Raw genomic sequence first — 19109 nt, 5'->3', positions numbered from 1 at the left:
ATTCCGCGGTTTCCTTGACCCCCTAGCGGGGTACGGATAATCGGCGCTGATGACCACGCGGGCCTTCATTACCGGCGTATCCGGACCCGAATTGACCGCCGACGAGCGGGCGTTCATTCGTGCCGAACGTCCTTGGGGCTTTATCCTCTTCAAGAGGAATGTCGTAACCCCGGCTCAAGTGGCTGCCCTTGTTGCCGAATTGCGCGATGCCGCAGGTGCCCCCGACGTGCCCGTCCTGATCGACCAGGAGGGCGGGCGGGTGCAGCGCCTCGGGCCGCCGCATTGGCCGGTCTACCCGTCGGGCGCCGTTTTCTCGACTCTGTACGACCGTGATTCGGCCTTGGGCCTGAAAGCGGCGCGGCTCAGCGCACGGCTGATCGCGGCCGATCTGGCCGATCTCGGCATCACCGTCGATTGCCTGCCGCTGGCGGATGTCCCGGTGGCGGGCGCCGACGCCGTGATCGGCAACCGCGCCTATGGAACGGAGCCCGCAAAAGTCGCGGCCATCGCGCGCGCCGTGACCGAAGGGTTGGAACAGGGTGGCGTGCTGCCGGTTCTCAAGCACATTCCCGGCCACGGAAGGGCAACGGCAGACACCCATTTCAAGCTGCCAACCGTCGATACGTCCCGGGACGAGCTGATGCGGACCGATTTTGCGGCGTTCCAGCCGCTGTCGGACCTGCCGATGGCCATGACTGCACATGTTGTGTTTAGCGCGGTCGACCCCGCCCATCCGGCGACGACATCTGCGACAATGATCGAGCAGGTGATTCGCGGCGCGATTGGGTTCCAGGGTTTGTTGATGAGTGATGACGTGTCCATGAATGCACTGGCGGGAACCATTGCCGAGCGGACCCGGGCCATCGTTTCGGCCGGCTGCGACATGGTCCTGCATTGCAACGGTAATATCGACGAGATGCGTGACGTCGCGAGCCAAACGCCGGAACTGACCGGAGAGGCGCTGGAGCGGGCCAATCGGGCGCTCGCAGCGCGCAAGGCTCCGCACCCCGTCGACCGGGTCGCCGCTCGCACCGAACTTGACGCATTGATCGCAAGAGCGAACACGGCAACCGCATGACCGCAGAAATCCTATCGTTTGAAACCGGGCGGCCCGCCGAGCTCGCCGAGGGCGAACCGGCGCTGGTCGTCGATGTCGAGGGCTATGAGGGCCCGCTCGACTTGCTGCTCGCGCTGGCGCGGCAGCAGAAGGTCGATCTCGCCAAAATCTCGATCCTGGCGCTCGCCGACCAGTATCTGCACTTCATCGAAGCCGCGCGAAAAATCCGGCTTGAGCTTGCGGCCGACTATCTGGTGATGGCGGCCTGGCTCGCCTTCCTCAAGTCGCGTCTCCTCCTGCCGGAGCCGCCGAGCGCGGAGGGGCCGAGTGCGGAAGAGATGGCGACTGCGCTTGCCAACCGCCTGCGCCGCCTAGAGGCCATTCGCGAAGCCGCCAACCGGCTGATGAACCGGCAGCAATTGCTGCGCGACATCTTTCCGCGCGGCGAGCCCGAAGCCATCGCCGAGATCAAGCATCCCAAATACACGGCAACGCTCTACGACCTGCTCACAGCCTACGCCGCGCAGCGGCAGTCGCGCGTGCTGGCGAGCGTGCATCTGGCCAAGCGCACGGTGTGGTCGCTCGCCGAGGCGCGTGCGTCGCTGGAGCGGCTGGTTGGCGGCATCACTGAATCGGAAGATTGGGGCTGCCTCGACGATTACCTGATGCGCTACGTCGCCGACCCCACGCAGCGCGCCACCGTGTTTGCCTCGAGCTTCGCCGCCGCACTCGAACTCGTGCGGGAAGGCCAGTTGGAGCTGAACCAGAAAGAGGCGTTTGCCCCCCTCTATTTCCGGAAGGGGCGGCATCAACCGGTGCCAGACGCAGTTCCTGCGCCTGACGCGCCGGTGAGTTAAGTGCAAGAAGGAGAAGCTGCCATGGCCTTGGCGGAAGTTCGGGTTGAAGAGGTCGAGCCGATGGACAACGAGCCGCAGGCACGTCCCGAAGAGTTGAGGCTTCTCGAAGCGCTGCTGTTTGCGTCGAGCGAACCGCTGGATACCGCGACGCTTGCCAAGCGGATGCCTGACGGCGTCGATGTGAAGGCCGCCCTTGCGCAGTTGCAGGCCGAATACGCCGCGCGCGGCGTCAACCTCGTGCGCGTCGCCAACAAATGGACCTTCCGCACCGCCGGCGATCTCGCCTGGCTGATGACGCGCGAGAGCACCGAGACCCGCCGCCTGTCGCGTGCGGCGATCGAGGTGCTGGCGATCATCGCCTACCATCAGCCGGTGACGCGCGCCGAGATCGAGGAGATCCGTGGCGTCGTGACCTCGAAGGGCACCCTGGACGTGCTGCTGGAGACCGGCTGGATCAAGCCGCGCGGCCGTCGCAAGACGCCGGGCCGGCCGCTCACCTTCGGCACCACCGAGACCTTCCTGTCGCAGTTCACGCTGGAACAGCTCACCGACCTGCCGGGCCTCGAGGAACTGAAGGGCACTGGCCTGTTGGATTCCCGGCTTCCCACCGGCTTCAGCGTGCCGACGCCGTCGGACGACCCGGAGCTGCGCGAGGACGAGGATCCGCTGGAACCGGGCGACGACCTCGACCTGGCGCTCGCGCCTGCGGTCGAGCCGGAGACGTCGGACGGTGGCGAAGAGGGCGGCGAGGGCTGATTCCGGCCTCTCCTGCCGCACCCTGCGACCGGTTAACACTAGCGATATTACCTAGTGCCAACAGCGAATTGGCGCTCCCTTGGTCCTTGTTTTTGACACCCGCGGAGCCTAGGTTTCGGGGAGATCAGGCTGGGGCGCCAGCCATACGCGTTTGGAGGGTTGCAGGATGGGTTCGCTTAGCATTTGGCACTGGATCGTGGTGATCGCAGTGGTCCTGCTGCTGTTCGGCCGTGGCAAGATTTCGGATCTGATGGGCGACGTGGCTCAGGGCATCAAGGCCTTCAAGAAGGGCATGCAGGACGACGACAAGGCCGCCGATAAGCCCGCCGAGCCGGCCAAGTCCATCGAGCACACCGGTGCGCCGACGGCGGCCCGGACGGACGTCGGCAGCAAAGCCGTCTGAGCCAAACACCAGCAGACGTGGGGCGCGGCCCGATCCGGTAGTGCAAGGATTGGGCGTGTCCGCGGCTTGCGTGAACGGAAGCCTTCATGTTCGACATCGGGTGGAGTGAACTGGTCGTCATCGCGGTTGTCGCGCTGATCGCCATCGGCCCGAAGGAGCTTCCGGGCGTTCTTCGCATGGTCGGCCAGTGGATGGGCAAGGCCCGCAAGATGGCATCCGAATTCCAGGGCCAGTTCCAGGAAGCGATGCGCGAGGCCGAGATGGCCGAGCTCAAGAAGAGTTTTGACGAGGTCAAGGACGTCGCCACCGGCCTTGCCAGCGGCAATGTCATGACCGCGCTCCAGAAGGACGTCAGCGACTCCCTGCGGATCGACGACATCGACAAGCCCGCAGAGACGTCGTCCTCGACGCCTGCTGCCATCGAGCCGCCGACCACACCCACGACACCGGAAGCCCCGACGCCCGCGACCTTCGTCGAGGCGGAGGCACATGCCGCGGCCGATGAGCCGCTCGCGATCGTGCGCGAGGTTCAGCCGGCGCCCGTGGCACAGGATACCGCGCCCGCTGAGGCGCTGAAGGATGCCAAAGCGTCATGACCGACGCCGATATCGAGGCCAGCAAAGCGCCCCTGATGGACCATCTGATCGAGCTGCGTTCGCGGCTGATCAAGGCGCTGCTTGGCTTTGGCGTGGCCTTCATCCTTTGCTTCTTCTTCGCCAAGCAGATCTACAACGTGCTGGTCTGGCCGTTCGTATGGATCGCGGGGCCGGAGAACTCCAAGTTCATCTACACGGCGCTGCTGGAATATTTCATCACGCAGCTGAAGCTGGCGATGTTCGGCGCCGCCTTCATCTCGTTTCCGATCGTCGCCGGCCAGATCTACATGTTCGTGGCGCCCGGCCTCTACAAGCACGAGAAGCAGGCGTTTTTGCCGTATCTCGTCGCGACCCCGTTCTTCTTCGTGCTTGGCGCGATGCTCGTCTATTTCATCGTGCTGCCGATGCTGGTCCGCTTCTCGCTCGGCATGCAGCAGATGGGCGGCGCGGAGACCGCCCAGATTCAGCTCCTCCCCAAGGTCGGCGAATATCTGTCGCTGATGATGTCGCTGATCTTCGCCTTCGGCATCGCATTCCAGCTCCCGGTGATCCTGACCCTGCTCGGCCGCATCGGCATCATCACGGCAAAGATGCTGCGGGAGAAGCGCCGCTATTTCATCGTCATCGCCTTCGTCATCGCCGCCGTCCTGACCCCGCCTGATGTGCTGAGCCAGGCCTCGCTCGCGATCCCCTTGCTGGCGCTCTATGAGGGCTCGATCATCGCGGTCGCGATGGTGGAGAAGAAGGCGGCGGCCTCGCAGGCCCAAAGCGGCGCGTCGTCCAGCGCCAATCCGGCCGAGTAGGGCGCTTTTTCGCTTATCATTGAGCAGGCCAGCCGACGATTCGTCATGCCCGGGCTTGACCCGGGCATCCACGACTTGATCTAAGGCGGCAACGACGTGGATGGCCGGGACAAGCCCGGCCACGACGGGAAATCAGCCATGCACGACATCAAATCGATCCGCGACAACCCGCAAGCCTTCGACGCCGCTCTGGTCCGACGGGGCCTGCAGCCGTTGTCGGCATCGCTGCTCGCGATTGACGAGAAGCGGCGCGCGGCGATCCTGGCGTCCGAGCAGGCGCAGGCCCGGCGCAACGCGGCCTCCAAGGAGATCGGCGATGCCAAGAAGGCCAAGGACGAGGCGCGCGCGGCCAAGCTGATGGCCGAGGTGGCCGAACTCAAGACCAGCATGCCGGAACTCGAAGCTGCCGCGAAGGCAGCGGACGAGGAGCTTGCGAAGGAGCTGTCGGCGATCCCCAATCTGCCGCTCGCGGAAGTGCCCGACGGCCGCGACGAGCACGGCAATGTGCAGCGTCACGTCTTCGGCAACCGCCGCAACTACGCGTTCACACCAAGACCGCATGACGATCTCGGCGGCGCGCTCGGCTATATGGATTTCGAAGCGGCGGCAAAACTTTCCGGCGCGCGCTTTGTCGTGCTGAAGAAGGGGCTGGCGCGGCTCGAACGCGCGATCGGCCAGTTCATGCTCGATCTGCACACGACCGAGCACGGCTATACCGAGGTCAACCCGCCGCTGCTGGTGCGCAACGAGGTGATGTTCGGCACGGGACAGTTGCCGAAATTCGAGGACGATCAGTTCTGGGCCCTCAAGGGCGAGCTCTTGCTGACGCCCGACGAGCGGCTGCGGACCGAGCGGCTCGGCCTCATCCCGACCGCCGAGGTTGCGCTGACCAACCTCGTCCGCGAATCCATCCTCGACGAGAAGCAGTTACCGATGCGGCTCACCGCGCTGACGCCGTGTTTTCGTGCGGAAGCGGGAGCTGCGGGCCGCGATACGCGCGGTATGATCCGCCAGCACCAATTCACCAAGGTCGAGCTGGTCTCGATCGCCACGCCCGAGACCAGCAAGGACGAGCTTGAGCGGATGCTCGCCTGCGCCGAGGAAGTGCTGCGCCGGCTTGGCCTGCATTATCGCGTCATGACGCTCTGTACCGGCGATATGGGCTTTTCGTCGCAAAAGACCTACGACATCGAGGTCTGGATGCCCGGGCAGGGCGAGGGCGGTGCGTTCCGCGAGATCTCGAGCTGCTCGGTGTGTGGCGACTTCCAGGCGAGGCGGATGGATGCGCGTTCGCGCGGGCCGGACGGCAAGCCGCGCTTCGTGCACACGCTGAACGGCTCCGGCACGGCGGTCGGCCGCGCACTGATCGCGGTCATGGAGACCTATCAGCAGGAGGACGGCTCGATCGCGGTTCCCGACGTGCTCCAGCCCTATATGGGCGGACTGAAGGCGATCACGCGCGAATAGGGCGATACCGCCAGGATAGACGGTTGCGAAGATCGGGCGGGCGGTTATCCTGCCGGCTGCCCGAGAGTTTTGAGCCGACCCTTCATGGCCTTGCATCGCGATATCTTCTGGGTCGGCAGACAATGGGCCGTGACCGGATTCGGCATCCAGGCCGTCGACCAGCGCTTGCGCGGCGTGCTCGACATCGAGGTGGCCCGGCTCTGGGACGACGATTTTGTGCAGAGCCGGCGGACAAAACCCGGCATCAATGTCGAGGATTTTGACAAGGCGCTGACGATGGCGCGTACGCGCCATCCGCAAGGCGCCGCGCCGGACGCCATTGCCTCGAAGTCTGCGCCGATCCCGCCCGCGCCTCGCAAGGCTGAAGCTCCGCCGGCCGACGAGAGCGCCGAGGTGGGCAGCCTCATCGCAATGCTGTCGAAACTCGAACCGACCAAAATCCCCGAGCCTCCGGCAGCCATTCCGAAGATGCCGCCGCCGGCGGTCCGGCCACCCCTGGAATTGCGGCTGGAATTGCGGGCGGAAGGCAGGTTGGCGCGCTTCCTGCCGCAATGGCGCATCCGCCGCTGAGCAGCGGTTCCCCGCGGGGGCTTCCGGGGTTTGCCTGATCGGGCGGAGGGCGATAAGACGACCCCAACCCGCCCCAAATCCAGGCTCTTGGAATCGAAGCACATGCGCATTCTCTGCACCAATGACGACGGCATTCATGCGCCCGGCCTCAAGGTCGTGGAGGAGATCGCGCGCGCCCTGTCCGAGGACGTCTGGGTGGTAGCGCCGGAGCTCGACCAGTCCGGCGTGTCGCATTCGCTGTCGCTGAACGATCCCTTGCGTCTGCGCGAGGTCGGTCCGCGGCACTTTGCGGTGCGGGGCACACCGACCGACTGCGTCATCATGGGCGCGCGTCACATCCTGGGCGCGACGATGCCCGACGTCGTGCTCTCAGGCGTCAACAAGGGCCGCAACGTCGCCGAGGACGTGGTCTATTCCGGCACCATCGCCGGCGCGCTCGAAGGCACCATTCTGGGCCTGCCGTCGTTCGCGCTGTCGCAAGAGTTCAGCATCGAGACACGCGATCAGCCGCTGTGGGACACGGCGAAAAAATTCGGCCCAGACATCCTGCGCAAGGTGCTGACCGCCGGCGTGCCGAAGAACACCGTGATCAACGTCAACTTTCCGGCCTGCGCGCCGGGAGAGGTTGCCGGCATCCGCGTGACGCGCCAGGGCAAGCGCAATCTCGGCTTCCTCAAGATCGACGAGCGCCGCGACGGCCGCGGCAATCCCTATTTCTGGATCGGTTTCGAGCGCGCCGCGATGATGGATCTGCCCGCCGAAGGCACCGATCTCGCGGCGCTGCGGGAGCGCTACATCTCGGTCACGCCGCTCCGGCTCGACCGCACCGATGAAGCGTTCTCGGAAGCCCTCGGCGAGACCCTGAAGTAGACCGGACGATAAAAGCGTCGAAACAACCCCATGCAAAGTAGGCGGGGTTGCCGGGCTAAGATTTTCGAATTTTACGAGATCGTTTGACGCATCAGATAGATGGACGCCGTCGCAGGCCCTAGCCGCCGCGCAGGGCGAACTCGATGGTCTTGCCGAGAGCGTCGAGCTGAAACGGCTTTTGCAGGGAGGGGCGGTCGCGATACTGCTCGGGCAGGCCGGAGGAGCCGTAGCCGGTCGCGAAGATGAAGGGTCGGCCCTTGGCCTTGATCACGTCGGCGACCGGCGAAATCACCTTGCCGTTGACGTTGACGTCGAGGATGGCGAAGTCGAACTCGGTGGATTGGGCTAGCCGCATCGCCTCTGCAATGTCGCCGGCCTCGGCCGCGACCTTGTAGCCGAGCTCCTCCAGCATATCCGCGACCATCATCCTGATCATGACCTCGTCTTCAACGAGGAATACAGAACCACCCGTCGCAGTCATTCAGTTGAGTCCTTGCCCGTCCCGTGAAACGTTCGCAGATATAGGCATACGACGCAATGCGCGTTTGGACGAACCCCAATCTGTCATGACGGTTACGGCTGTCCTACGCACACAGATTGTGGTCAATCGCCGTAGCCCTAGATTATCATGGGTTCCTGAGCCGGAACAACGATTCCGACAGGCTACGACAGGCCGTCTCTCGACTTTGCGACGCAAGCGTCGTTCGTCCCTGGGGAAGCAAGACGAGAACAAGTGTAAAATGGCCAGCAATCAACGTCCGCCGGAAAAGATGATGTTTCAGCTCACGCTGAGACGCCGCGGAATCAGCGACCAGTCGGTGCTGCGCACCATGGAGGAGGTGCCGCGCGAATTGTTCGTCGAGGACGCCGACAGAGGCGATGCCTACCGCGACAGCGCGCTGCCGATCGCTTGCGGCCAGACCATCAGCCAGCCCTTCGTCGTCGCCTATATGACGGAGCAGCTCCAGGTCCGGAAGCATCATCGCGTGCTCGAGATCGGCGCCGGGTCGGGCTACCAGGCGGCGGTGCTGTCGCGGCTCGCCGGGCAGGTGCTGACGGTCGAGCGCTATCGCAGGCTTGCCGACGTCGCACGCGCCAGACTGGAGAAGCTCGGCTGTCACAATGTCGAGGTGATGCTGGGCGACGGCCTCAACCTGCCTGCCAATATCGGCCCCTTCGACCGGATCATCGTCACGGCCGCGATGGAGCAGGTCCCGGAGAACCTGATCGAGCGGCTCGAGGTCGGGGGCGTCCTGATCGCGCCGGTCGGACCGCATCAGGGGGTGCAGACGCTGGTCCGCCTGACCCGCTCGGAGGCGGGCATCGAGCGCAGGGAACTCGTCGACGTCCGCTTCGTGCCGGCGCTGCCTGGGGTAGCCCGCGAGCTGTAGATTTCCGGATCGGTTGTGCTGCCAACACCTTATTGGGAGGGTTAAGCCGTTATTTACTCGGCGGGTGTTTACTTAAAAGACCAGTTCTGTTGCGTACGAGTGAGTAACCATGTCCGCTGTCGCCGAGTTGCTTTACTCGCGCCGCGTGCCGCAGGTCGCGGTGCTGGCGCTGATCTCGTTCAGTTTCGCGGGCTGTAGCGCCGACATGTCGTCGCGGCTCTCCCAGCAAAACTTCTCAAATCCCTTTGCGTCTCAGGAATCGACTGGCGCGGTGCAGCAGCAGCCCGTCCAGCGCGAGCTGCCGCAATATGCGCGGCCGAACACCCAGGCGCCGGCTTACCAGTCGCAGCCCTTGCCGCCGCCGGCAGTTTCTGCGCCGCAGTCCTATCCGGTGGCGGGCGGGGTGTCCGGAGGCGGTCGCGGGGTCGGCTCCTACACGCCGCCGGCCCAGCCGCAGCTCGAAGCCACCGGTGCCGTGCCGCCGCGCTCGGTCGCAGCAGCGCGTCCGGCGGGCGGGACCAAGATCATCGTCGGCACCAGCGACACGCTCGAGGTGCTCGCCAAGCGCTATCACGTCACGCCCGCGGCGATCCTTGCCGCCAACGGCTACAAGGGCCCGCGCGCCCTGTCGCCCGGTCAGCAGGTGATCATCCCGCATCAGACGGCGGCGGCTCCGGCTCCTGCGCCCGCCATGGCGCCGGTTGCGGCGGCCCCGGTCATGGCGGCGCCGGTAGCGGCAAAACCCGTTGCGGTCGTCGCTGCGCCATCAAGCACCCACTTCGTCAATCGCGGCGATACGCTCGCCAGCATCGCCCGCAAGAATCATGTGTCGGTCACCGAACTCGCGCGTGCCAATGGCCTCGAGCCATCGGCCAAGCTCAAGCTCGGCACCAAGCTGAACGTGCCCGGCGGCAAGACCGCGGCGTTGGCTGCACCCGCCCCGGTTGCCGCGGCGCCCGTCGCCGTCGCCCAGCAGCCGGCTGCGGTTGCGACCGCGCCGGCCATGAAGGTTGCGGCCTTGCCCGCGCCGCAGCAGAGCGCGCGGCTTGCCCAGGCCACCGCCAATATCGAGGAAAAGCCTGCCGCCGAGGCTCCGGCCAAGGCTGCGGAAACGACCGGCGCACTGCCGACCTTCCGCTGGCCCGTGCGCGGCAAGGTGGTCACGGGCTACGGCGCCAAGACCAACGGCAAGTCCAATGACGGCATCAACGTTGCGGTGCCCGAGGGCACGCCGGTCAAGGCGGCTGAAGACGGCGTCGTTGCCTATTCCGGCAACGAGCTGAAGGGTTACGGCAATCTGATCCTGGTTCGGCACTCCAACGGCTACGTCACCGCATATGCCCATGCGAGTGAGCTGATGGTGAAGCGCGGGGACACTATCAAGCGCGGCCAGATCATTGCCAAGTCGGGTCAATCCGGTGAGGTGGCGTCGCCGCAGCTCCACTTCGAGATCCGTAAAGGATCTAATCCAGTTGACCCGCTTCAATTCCTGAACGGGGCGTGAGGCGCGAAGCTTCAGTAGAGTACGCTCGCGCTACATACTCACTGTCGTCGTCCGGCTTGACCGGACGACCCAGTATTCCAGAGACCGTTGTTGTTGAGCCGATAAGCCGCGGCGTACTGGATTCCCCGCTTTCGCGGGGAATGACCGAGGCAACACCTTCAGCCTACTTCCCCGTCAGCTTCACGCCGAGCCGTCCCGCAAGCTCCTGCGTAAATTGCCAGGCGACGCGGCCCGAGCGTGAGCCGCGCGTGGTCGACCATTCCAGGGCCTCGCGCTCCAGCGCCTCGTCATCCATCTTGATGCCGAAATGGCCGCAATAGCCGCGCACCATTGAGAGATATTCGTCCTGGCTGCAGCGGTGGAAGCCGAGCCACAGGCCGAAGCGATCGGACAGCGAGACCTTTTCCTCGACGGCCTCGCCGGGATTGATCGCGGTCGAGCGCTCGTTCTCGATCATGTCGCGCGCAAGCAGGTGACGGCGGTTGGAGGTGGCGTAGAGGATCACGTTCTCGGGCCGGCCCTCGATGCCGCCTTCGAGCACCGCCTTCAGCGACTTGTAGGAGGCGTCGTTGCCATCGAAGGAGAGGTCGTCGCAGAACACGATGAAGCGGTAGGCGGAGTCGCGTAGCTGCTCCATCAGCGCGGGCAGGGTCTCGATGTCCTCGCGATGGATTTCGATCAGCTTCAGCTTGTCGGTGGCTTTTCGGTCCGCATTGATGCTGGCATGTGCGGCTTTCACCAGCGACGACTTGCCCATGCCGCGCGCGCCCCAGAGCAGGGCGTTGTTGGCTGGCAGGCCATTGGCGAAGCGCTCGGTGTTCTCGATCAGGATGTCCCGCATCCGGTCGATGCCCCTAAGCAGGAAGAGCTCGACCCGGCTGACCCGCGGCACCGCCGACAGGCGTCCGTCCGGGTGCCAAACGAAGGCGTCGGCGCGGTCGAAGGATTCGGGGACGGGGCCTGATTGGGCCGTGGCCGACAGGTGTGCTGCGATCGTCTCCAGCGCGCGGACGATGCGCGCCTGCGAGGGGTCCGAAGCCACGGTCGTGGGGCGTTTTGCCGCGACGCGGGCAGGCTTTTTGGCAAGCCTTTTGGCGGGCTTGGAAGCCGTGGTTTTGCTTGGTTTTCTGGGCATGTCCGAAGTTCCTGAGAACGCAGCCTTATCGGGCCTTGGGACGCGCCGCAAGGTGGCCAAATCAGGGGGCTGGCAGCGTTGCAATTGGGGCAATGGCCGCTATAGTCCGCGCGAAATTTGACCGAACCGGTCGCCTCTCGGGGGCGGGACCGGCCTTCTCCCGTTCACGAGGAATGTTCGATGCTGATTACCCCTGCCTATGCCCAGGCCGCGGCCGCAGGCGATACCAACAGCATGTTGATGTCGCTTCTGCCGTTCGCGCTGATCTTCGTGATCATGTACTTCCTGATTCTGCGGCCGCAGCAGAAGAAGGTGCGGGACCATGCCGACCTCGTGAAGAACATTCGCCGCGGCGACACCGTCGTGACCTCGGGCGGCCTCGTCGGCAAGGTCACCAAGGTCGTCGACGACGACCAGATCGAGTTCGAGATTTCCGACGGCGTGCGGGTGCGCCAGATGCGGCAGATGATCTCCGGCGTGCGCGCCAAGGGCGAGCCGGCCAAAGAAAGCGCCAAGGACGACAGCTCCGCAAGCTGATCGTTCTCGCATTCTCCTGATCTGACAGGTTCAATCGATGTTGTATTTCACGCGGTGGAAGGCGCTGGGGATCATCCTGACGGCGCTGATCGTGTGCCTCTGCGCGGTCCCGAACTTCTTTCCCGAGGCGCAGGTCAAGACCTGGCCTGCCTGGGCGCAGCGCCGCATCGTGCTCGGCCTCGACCTGCAGGGCGGCTCCTATCTTCTGCTAGAGGTCGATTCCAATTACGTGAAGAAGGAAAAGCTCGACCAGGTCCGCGACGAGGTGCGGCGCACGTTGCGCGACGCCAAGATCGGCTACACCGGGCTCGTGACCCGCGGCGATGCCGTCGAGGTCCGGGTTAAGGACACCGACCTTCAGGCCGCGCTGGCCAAGCTGCGTGACCTTTCGCAACCGCTCGGCGGTCTGATGGGCTCCAGCGGTCAACGCGACCTCGAAGTGGCTGATGCCAGCGGCGGGCTGATCCGCCTGAGCATTCCTCAGCCGGCGATGCTCGATCGCATGCGCAAGACCATCGAGCAATCGATCCAGATCGTCGAACGCCGCGTCAACGAGCTCGGCACCGTCGAGCCCGTCATCCAGCGCCAGGGCAATGACCGCATCCTGGTGCAGGTGCCGGGCCTCCAGGACCCGACCCGTCTGAAGGAATTGCTCGGCAAGACAGCCAAGATGGAATTCCGGATGGTCGACACGTCCGTGCCGCCGGATCAGGCGCAGCAGGGCAGGGTGCCGCCCGAATCCGAGCTCTTGATGAGCGCGTCGCCGCCGCCGACCCCCTACGTCGTCAAGAAGCAGGTGCTGGTGGCGGGTGGCGACCTGATTGACGCCCAGGCGACCTTCGACCAGCGGACCAGCGAGCCGGTCGTCAGCTTCAAGTTCAATACGTCGGGTGCGCGCAAGTTCTCGCAGGCCACACAGGAAAACGTCGGGTTGCCCTTCGCGATCGTGCTCGACAACAAGGTGATCTCTGCGCCCGTGATCCGCGAGCCGATCACCGGCGGCCAGGGCCAGATCTCCGGCAGTTTCACCGTGCAGTCGGCCAACGATCTCGCGATCCTGCTGCGCGCCGGCGCGCTGCCGGCGCCGCTCACGGTCGTCGAAGAGCGCACCGTCGGTCCGGGCCTCGGCCAGGACTCGATCGAGAAGGGCGAGCTTGCGGCTTACGTCGGCTCGATCCTGGTCATCGTGTTCATGCTGTTGACCTACCGTCTATTCGGCGTGTTCGCCAACATCGCGGTGGCCATCAACGTCGCCATGATCTTCGGTCTGTTGTCGCTGCTCAACGCCACGCTGACCCTGCCCGGTATCGCCGGCATCGTGCTCACCGTCGGCATCGCCGTCGACTCCAACGTGCTGATCTATGAGCGCATCCGTGAGGAGCTGCGCGGCGGCCGCAACGCGATCTCGGCGATCGACGCCGGCTTCAAGCGGGCGCTGGCGACCATCCTCGATTCCAACATCACGACTTTCATCGCCGCAGCGGTGCTGTTCTACATCGGCACCGGTCCGGTGCGCGGCTTTGCCGTGACGCTCGGCATCGGCATCATCACCACGGTGTTCACCGCCTTCACCCTGACCCGCCTGATCGTGGCCTGGTGGGTGCGGTGGAAGCGGCCGCAGAGCGTGCCGATCTAGGAGCCTGTTCGTGACTCAGACCGTTCTCATCGGGCTCGGCATCCTCATTGCCATCCTCACCGTCGTCTCGGCGCTCGGCCTGCTGCCGTCGCTGCGCATCGTCCCTGACGACACGCATTTCGACTTCACGCGCTTCCGCCGCATCAGCTTCCCGATCTCGGCCGCGCTGTCGATTCTCGCGATCACGCTGTTCTTCACCCACGGCCTCAATCTGGGCATCGACTTCAAGGGCGGCTTGCTGCTGGAGGTCAAGGTCAAGTCCGGGACCGCCGACATCGCCGCGATGCGCAACGCGGTGGAAGGGTTGCGTCTCGGCGAAGTCCAGTTGCAGCAGTTCGGCGGCCCCGAGAACGTCCTGATCCGTGTTGCGGAACAGCCGGGCGGCGACGCCGCCCAGCAGTTGGCCCTGCAGAAGGTTCGTGGCGTGCTCGGAGACAACGTCAGCATTGAGCGCAGCGACGTGGTCGGTCCGCGCGTCGCCGGCGAGCTGCTCGCCTACGGCATGCTCGGCCTGATGCTCGCGATCGTCGCGATTCTGATCTATCTCTGGTTCCGCTTCGAGTGGCAGTTCGCGCTCGGCGCCATGATCGCCAACGTGCACGACATCGTGCTCACCATCGGCTTCATGTCGATCAGCCAGGTCGATTTCGACCTCACCAGCATCGCGGCGCTTCTGACCATTCTCGGCTATTCGCTCAACGATACCGTCGTCATCTACGACCGTATCCGCGAGATGCTGCGCCGCTACAAGAAGATGCCGATGCCGCAGCTTCTCAACGAGTCCATCAACTCGACGCTGTCGCGCTCGATCATCACCCACGTCACCGTGACGCTGGCGCTGCTCGCGCTGCTGCTGTTCGGCGGCCACGCCATCCACAGCTTCACCGCTGTCATGATGTTCGGCGTGGTGCTGGTCGGCACCTACACCTCGATCTTCATCGCGGCGCCGATCCTGATCTATCTCGGCGTCCACAGCCAGCGTGCCGAAGCGGCGGAAGAGCCGGCGAAGAAGAATCCGAAGAAGTAGGGCATAATCCGAACCGTGTGCTCCCGCGTTGATGCGCGGGGGCGGCAAAGCCCATTCGGACGAACATCATGGCCGGCGATCCCAACGCTCCGCATTTCCCGCGCTCGGCGCCGATCGATGCCTATGGCAAGGGCGGCTTTGCCTTTGCCGGCATGTCGCATCGGGGCTCGCTGCTCTGCCTGCCCGATGCGATCTGGGCCTGGGACGTGACGGATCCCGCGAAGATCGACCGCTATTCGCTCGACAAGGTGTTTGCGGCGGCCAATAGCATCGACACCTTGCTGGTCGGCACGGGAACCGGGATCTGGCTGCCGCCGCCGGAGCTGCGCCAGGCGCTGAAGGCGGTGAGGGTGGTGCTGGATACGATGCAGACGGGTCCCGCGGTCCGCACCTACAACATCATGATCGGCGAGCGCCGGCGCGTCGCGGCCGCCCTGATCGCCGTGCCATGACCGCGGCCAACCCGTCCGCCGACGCGGCCGCGTTCTGCGCCGACCTCGTCCGCAGCCACGACTTTCCGCGCTACGCCTCGACGCTGTTCGTGCCCGCGACGGAGCGGCGTGCGCTGCTCGCGCTCTACGCCTTCAACGTCGAGATCGTGCGCGTCCGCGACCAGGTCACCCAGCCGCTGCCCGGCGAGATCCGGATGCAGTGGTGGACCGACATGCTGGCGGGCCATGTCCACGGCAGCGCGGAAGGAAATCCCGTCGCGGCCGAGCTCCTGCTGACAATTCGCGATTTCGACCTGCCGGTCGAGCCGTTGTCGCGTCTCGCCGAGGAGCACCAGTTCGATCTCTACAACGATCCGATGCCGACGATCCCTGCGCTGGAAGGCTATCTCTCTGCGACCTCGTCGGCGCTGTTCGCGCTGGCGGCGCGAATCCTGGCACCGCCTTCGGCTGAGGCCGAGCATCTGGCCCGGCATGCCGGCCTGGCGCAGGGCATGGTGCAGGTGCTGGCCAACCTGCCGCGCGATGCCGCGCACCGCCAATTGTTCGTGCCGCAACAGCTTCTCGAGCGCCATCGCATCGGCATGGAGGAGGTGTTTGCGGGCAAGGACACGCCGACGCTCCGGGCGGCGCTGGAAGCGCTCGCGAGCGAAGCGCGGCAGCATCTGGCGACGGCGGGATCGCTCTTGCCCGAGGTGGCGCCTGCGGCGCGCAAGGCGTTCCTGCCGCTGGCGCTTGCGCGTCGTGACCTCGCGCGGCTGTCGCGCGCCGACCGCAATCCGTTCCTGCCGCAGCCCGTATCGCGGCTGGCGACCCTGTGGACGCTGTGGCGCGCGTCACGGTCGCGTGAATTTACCAAATAGACGGCGCGATATCGCTCGCGACGGCCAAATGCTCTATGCTGTCCCATGGCCGAAGCATCCCAAATCACATCAGAAGCGCAGGACTCCGCAGTCGATCTGAGCGGCCTGCCGGTGACGCTCGCAGATCTGCATGCCGCAGCCGACACCGTACGCGGCGCCATCGTCGAGACGCCCTGCAGCTACAGCCGCACGCTCAGCAATATCTGCGGCTGCGACATCTGGTTCAAGTTCGAGAATCTGCAGTTCACCTCGTCCTTCAAGGAACGCGGCGCGCTCAACCGCCTGACCGCCCTGTCGGACGAGGAGCGCCGGCGCGGCGTGATCGCGATGTCCGCCGGAAACCACGCGCAGGGCGTCGCCTATCACGCGAGGCGCCTCGGCATTCCCGCAACCATCGTCATGCCCATCGGCACGCCGATGGTGAAGATCGAGAACACGCGACACCACGGCGCCGAGGTGATCGTGACAGGCGCGACGCTGGAGGAGGCCGCCGAGTTCGCGCGTGAACATGGCGCGGCGCGCGGCATGATCTTCGTCCACCCCTATGACGATCCGCTCGTGATCGCGGGGCAGGGCACCGTTGCGCTCGAGATGCTGAAGGCGGTGCCGGAGCTGGACGAGCTCGTCGTTCCCATCGGTGGCGGCGGCCTGATCAGCGGCATGGCGATTGCGGCACGTTCGCTCAAGCCGTCGATCCAGATCATGGGCGTGGAGGCCTGGCTGTACCCGTCGATGTACAATGCGATCCATGGCGGCAATCTGCCGGCGCGCGGCGATACGCTCGCCGAAGGCATTGCGGTCAAATCGCCGGGCAAGATCACGACCGAGATCGTGCGGCGTCTGGTGGACGACATTGCGCTGGTCAACGAGGCCGAGCTCGAGCGCGCGGTCGCGACCCTGATCTCGATCGAGAAGACCGTCGTGGAGGGCGCGGGCGCGGCGGGGCTGGCCGCCATCATGTCCGATCCCTCGCGCTTTGCCGGCCGGAAGATCGGCCTAGTCTTAAGCGGCGGCAATATCGACACGCGGCTGATTGCCTCCGTGCTCACCCGCGAGCTCGCGCGCGAGGGGCGGCTGACCCAGCTCTCGCTCGATATCCCCGACCGGCCCGGGCAACTTGCCGCGGTCGCGGCGCTGCTCGCCGAGGCCGGCGCCAACATCATCGAGGTCTCGCATCAGCGGACGTTTTCCGATTTGCCGGCCAAGGCGACGCTGCTGCAGCTCGTCATCGAGACCCGCGATGCCGCGCATCTCGACGAGGTCATGGCCAAGCTCGCCGCATCCGGATTGAGCGTGCGCTGCGCGTGAGCGGCGCGGTCTAAAGCGCGATGGCTTTAGGCTGAATCGTCATCGCGCTTTAGGTCTTTGTTTGAGCATGATCTCCGCGCAAACGCGTTCCGCGTTTGTCGCGAGGGAAAACCGCTGCGCACTTTTCCGGATCATGCTTTTGCCTCAGATGCAGAGGCTGAGCAGCTTGATGTGGCAGGTGCTGGCTTTGGGCTGGCTTGCGGGAGCCGCCTCGCGCTTCACGGCGACGAGCGGCTCCTTGTCCTTCTTGCCCTTCTTCGGCTTCGGCTCGTAGTCACCCGCGATCACCATCGCCCAATAGGTGCGTTTGCCGCTTGCGTTCCGGGCGCTCGCAATGCCGACGCGGGAGGCGTTGTGCAGCAGCAGGTTCTTGCGGTGCCCGGACGAGTCAATCCACTGTCCGAGCGTTTTCTCGAAGCTCTCGTAACCGTAGGCGATGTTCTCTGCGGCGCGACCCGCGCCCGCCGGCGCGACGCGCCGCGTGAACGGGCCGAGGGCGTCGTGACTGAGATCGTCCTTCGCAGCCATCGCGCGGGCCTGGTCCATCGCGATGCGGTCGAGGGTGGTATCGCGTACGACGCGGGGTTCGCCATGCTTCTGGCGGAAGCTGGAGATCTGCTCGGCTGGCGATTCCGCGGCCATTGCAGGCGTGGCGGCCAGCACAAGGCCTGCCAACACCATGCCAACCGCGCGACGTGTCATCCCCCAGTTGCCCATTGTCCACCGTGATGCTCGGCCTCTTCTCCATCGGCAATGTGGAGGCTTCAAGGCGCGGCCGGCGCCCTAACTCGCCGGCAGATCGGCCTCGAAATTGAAGCGGTCGCGCAAATTCTTGCGCTGCTCGAGGATGTCCTTGAGGAATTCGCGGTCCTGGTCGCTTTTCATCATCGGCTCGATCAGGTCGAGCTGGTTCATGGCGACCAGTTGCAAAATCTCCGTGCGCGGCTTGCCGCTCGCATCGCGCGGCAGGGCATGCACCACCTGGATGTGCTCCGGCGGCTTTGGCCCCTTCGCCGCGCTAAGCTGGACGCGGAGCTGGCTCTCCAGCGCGGTCTGGTCGGCCTCGACGAAGGCGTAGAGCCCGACGCCGGACCGGCGGTCGGCGAAGGCGACGATGGCGGTGTCACGCACGGCCGGGTTCTTGCGGATGAGGTCGATCAGCACCGGCGCGTCATTGACCAGCCTCCGGCCGCCGCCCTCGCGGTCGGTGAAGTTGAAGAGCCCGCGGGTGATGGCGCGATAGACCTTTTTGCCGGTGGCGAGCCACAGGCTCGCGGCAAAGGATTTTTTGGCGAGGATCTTGCGCTCGCGCGGCGTCAGCGCTTCGGGCGCGTAGGAGCGCTTGTGCTTGAGCAGATGCCGAAGGTCCTCATAGGCGAGGATGCGGTAGAGCCGGCCGCGCCGCTTGAAGCAGGCCGCGAGCTGGAAATCGGTGACATAGGCGCGACCGTCGCGCCCCACCAGCCAGTTCTGTTCCTTGGCGAGGTCGTTGTGGCAGATGCCGGCGCGCCGCAGGCGGCGCAGCGCATCCTTGGCTGAGCGGAAATAGGCAAGGTTGCCGTGCGGTTTTGCCAGATGTAGCGCCACGCCGTCGACGAAGCCGCGCACCAGCGCGCGCCGGCCGGCCCAGAGTAGTTCGGGCCCGACATGGAGCCCAGCGGCGAGTCCCAGCGCGCGCTTCTCGCGCGCGAACAGGTGGCGGGCGAGCAGGAATGACCACCACGGCACTTCGTCAAGACGGCGCAGCACGGCGTCGACCTCGCCGCTTTCGCTGCGGAAGCGGCCGCGCTCGACGGTCGAGAACACGTCGCGCTTGAGCAGCACGCCCTCGGTCCAGCGCGCCGCGAGCACGGCACTGTCTTCGTTGGGAAGGCTCATCT

General features: G+C 65.4%; 21 protein-coding genes. 17 read left to right on the top strand and 4 right to left on the bottom strand.

Going from position 1 to position 19109, the window contains the following annotated elements:
• Window positions 1-49: 49 nt before the first annotated feature.
• The 9 genes from nagZ to surE all read left to right on the top strand — a co-directional run bounded on the left by nagZ (window position 50) and on the right by surE (window position 7379).
• Window positions 50-1078, top strand: coding sequence for a beta-N-acetylhexosaminidase (gene nagZ / locus KUF59_RS24370; protein ID WP_212459702.1), 1029 nt, complete (start codon window positions 50-52; stop codon window positions 1076-1078).
• Window positions 1075-1914, top strand: coding sequence for a segregation and condensation protein A (locus KUF59_RS24365; RefSeq protein WP_212459703.1), 840 nt, complete (start codon window positions 1075-1077; stop codon window positions 1912-1914). Before nagZ ends, KUF59_RS24365 begins: the two co-directional genes overlap by 4 nt.
• A 21-nt stretch (window positions 1915-1935) precedes the next feature.
• A complete protein-coding gene (gene scpB, locus KUF59_RS24360) occupies window positions 1936-2670 on the top strand; it encodes an SMC-Scp complex subunit ScpB (RefSeq protein ID WP_212459704.1) in 735 nt (244 codons plus the stop codon).
• Between the two features lie 166 nt (window positions 2671-2836).
• Window positions 2837-3073: a twin-arginine translocase TatA/TatE family subunit gene (locus KUF59_RS24355; protein ID WP_212404246.1), complete on the top strand. Its 237-nt coding sequence runs from the start codon at window positions 2837-2839 to the stop codon at window positions 3071-3073.
• Window positions 3074-3159: 86 nt separating this feature from the next.
• Entirely contained in the window at window positions 3160-3669 is a 510-nt protein-coding gene (tatB, locus tag KUF59_RS24350; protein ID WP_212459705.1) for a Sec-independent protein translocase protein TatB, read from the top strand.
• Window positions 3666-4472, top strand: coding sequence for a twin-arginine translocase subunit TatC (tatC, locus tag KUF59_RS24345; protein ID WP_212459706.1), 807 nt, complete (start codon window positions 3666-3668; stop codon window positions 4470-4472). Before tatB ends, tatC begins: the two co-directional genes overlap by 4 nt.
• A gap of 138 nt (window positions 4473-4610) precedes the next feature.
• On the top strand, window positions 4611-5939 hold the full coding sequence (serS, locus tag KUF59_RS24340) for a serine--tRNA ligase (RefSeq protein WP_212459707.1): 1329 nt from the start codon (window positions 4611-4613) through the stop codon (window positions 5937-5939).
• A gap of 84 nt (window positions 5940-6023) precedes the next feature.
• Window positions 6024-6509 carry a hypothetical protein gene (locus tag KUF59_RS44385; protein ID WP_408918031.1) on the top strand — a complete coding sequence of 162 codons (486 nt, stop codon included), beginning with the start codon at window positions 6024-6026 and terminating at the stop codon, window positions 6507-6509.
• 102 nt (window positions 6510-6611) lie between these two features.
• On the top strand, window positions 6612-7379 hold the full coding sequence (surE, locus tag KUF59_RS24330; RefSeq protein ID WP_212459708.1) for a 5'/3'-nucleotidase SurE: 768 nt from the start codon (window positions 6612-6614) through the stop codon (window positions 7377-7379).
• A 118-nt stretch (window positions 7380-7497) separates the two neighbouring features.
• Here the strand turns inward: surE and KUF59_RS24325 are convergent, their stop codons facing one another.
• A complete protein-coding gene (locus KUF59_RS24325) occupies window positions 7498-7860 on the bottom strand; it encodes a response regulator (RefSeq protein ID WP_212459709.1) in 363 nt (120 codons plus the stop codon).
• A gap of 259 nt (window positions 7861-8119) precedes the next feature.
• On the opposite strand from KUF59_RS24325, the gene KUF59_RS24320 reads away from it, so the two are divergent.
• Both KUF59_RS24320 and KUF59_RS24315 read left to right on the top strand, forming a co-directional pair.
• Window positions 8120-8770 carry a protein-L-isoaspartate(D-aspartate) O-methyltransferase gene (locus tag KUF59_RS24320; RefSeq protein ID WP_212459710.1) on the top strand — a complete coding sequence of 217 codons (651 nt, stop codon included), beginning with the start codon at window positions 8120-8122 and terminating at the stop codon, window positions 8768-8770.
• Between the two features lie 109 nt (window positions 8771-8879).
• Window positions 8880-10274, top strand: a complete 1395-nt coding sequence (locus KUF59_RS24315; RefSeq protein ID WP_212459711.1) for a LysM peptidoglycan-binding domain-containing M23 family metallopeptidase — start codon at window positions 8880-8882, stop codon at window positions 10272-10274.
• 163 nt (window positions 10275-10437) lie between these two features.
• Here the strand turns inward: KUF59_RS24315 and KUF59_RS24310 are convergent, their stop codons facing one another.
• Window positions 10438-11409 carry an ATP-binding protein gene (locus KUF59_RS24310; protein ID WP_212459712.1) on the bottom strand — a complete coding sequence of 324 codons (972 nt, stop codon included), beginning with the start codon at window positions 11407-11409 and terminating at the stop codon, window positions 10438-10440.
• A gap of 180 nt (window positions 11410-11589) precedes the next feature.
• Here KUF59_RS24310 and yajC point away from each other — a divergent pair, with 180 nt between their 5' ends.
• The 6 genes from yajC to KUF59_RS24280 all read left to right on the top strand — a co-directional run bounded on the left by yajC (window position 11590) and on the right by KUF59_RS24280 (window position 17229).
• Complete coding sequence (yajC, locus tag KUF59_RS24305) at window positions 11590-11946, top strand: preprotein translocase subunit YajC (protein ID WP_212459713.1); 357 nt, start codon at window positions 11590-11592, stop codon at window positions 11944-11946.
• A gap of 37 nt (window positions 11947-11983) precedes the next feature.
• Window positions 11984-13582 carry a protein translocase subunit SecD gene (gene secD / locus KUF59_RS24300; protein ID WP_212459714.1) on the top strand — a complete coding sequence of 533 codons (1599 nt, stop codon included), beginning with the start codon at window positions 11984-11986 and terminating at the stop codon, window positions 13580-13582.
• Window positions 13583-13592: 10 nt separating this feature from the next.
• On the top strand, window positions 13593-14609 hold the full coding sequence (gene secF, locus KUF59_RS24295; protein ID WP_212459715.1) for a protein translocase subunit SecF: 1017 nt from the start codon (window positions 13593-13595) through the stop codon (window positions 14607-14609).
• Between the two features lie 68 nt (window positions 14610-14677).
• On the top strand, window positions 14678-15061 hold the full coding sequence (locus KUF59_RS24290; protein WP_212404263.1) for an Mth938-like domain-containing protein: 384 nt from the start codon (window positions 14678-14680) through the stop codon (window positions 15059-15061).
• The gene (locus KUF59_RS24285) at window positions 15058-15921 is read left to right on the top strand and encodes a phytoene/squalene synthase family protein (protein ID WP_212459716.1); all 864 of its coding nucleotides are present in this window, start codon (window positions 15058-15060) and stop codon (window positions 15919-15921) included. The genes KUF59_RS24290 and KUF59_RS24285 overlap by 4 nt, the downstream gene beginning before the upstream one ends.
• A gap of 45 nt (window positions 15922-15966) precedes the next feature.
• Entirely contained in the window at window positions 15967-17229 is a 1263-nt protein-coding gene (locus tag KUF59_RS24280) for a threonine ammonia-lyase (protein ID WP_212459717.1), read from the top strand.
• A 144-nt stretch (window positions 17230-17373) separates the two neighbouring features.
• On the opposite strand, the gene KUF59_RS24275 is transcribed toward KUF59_RS24280, so the two are convergent.
• Window positions 17374-17931 (bottom strand): CAP domain-containing protein, encoded by a 558-nt coding sequence (locus tag KUF59_RS24275; protein WP_212459718.1) that lies wholly within the window; start codon window positions 17929-17931, stop codon window positions 17374-17376.
• Between the two features lie 81 nt (window positions 17932-18012).
• Window positions 18013-19107, bottom strand: a complete 1095-nt coding sequence (locus tag KUF59_RS24270; protein ID WP_212459719.1) for a serine/threonine protein kinase — start codon at window positions 19105-19107, stop codon at window positions 18013-18015.
• Window positions 19108-19109: the final 2 nt, after the last annotated feature.

It is taken from the genome of Bradyrhizobium arachidis (assembly GCF_024758505.1).
Lineage (GTDB): Bacteria > Pseudomonadota > Alphaproteobacteria > Rhizobiales > Xanthobacteraceae > Bradyrhizobium > Bradyrhizobium manausense_C.
This window is presented reverse-complemented; position numbering and strand designations above follow the sequence as displayed.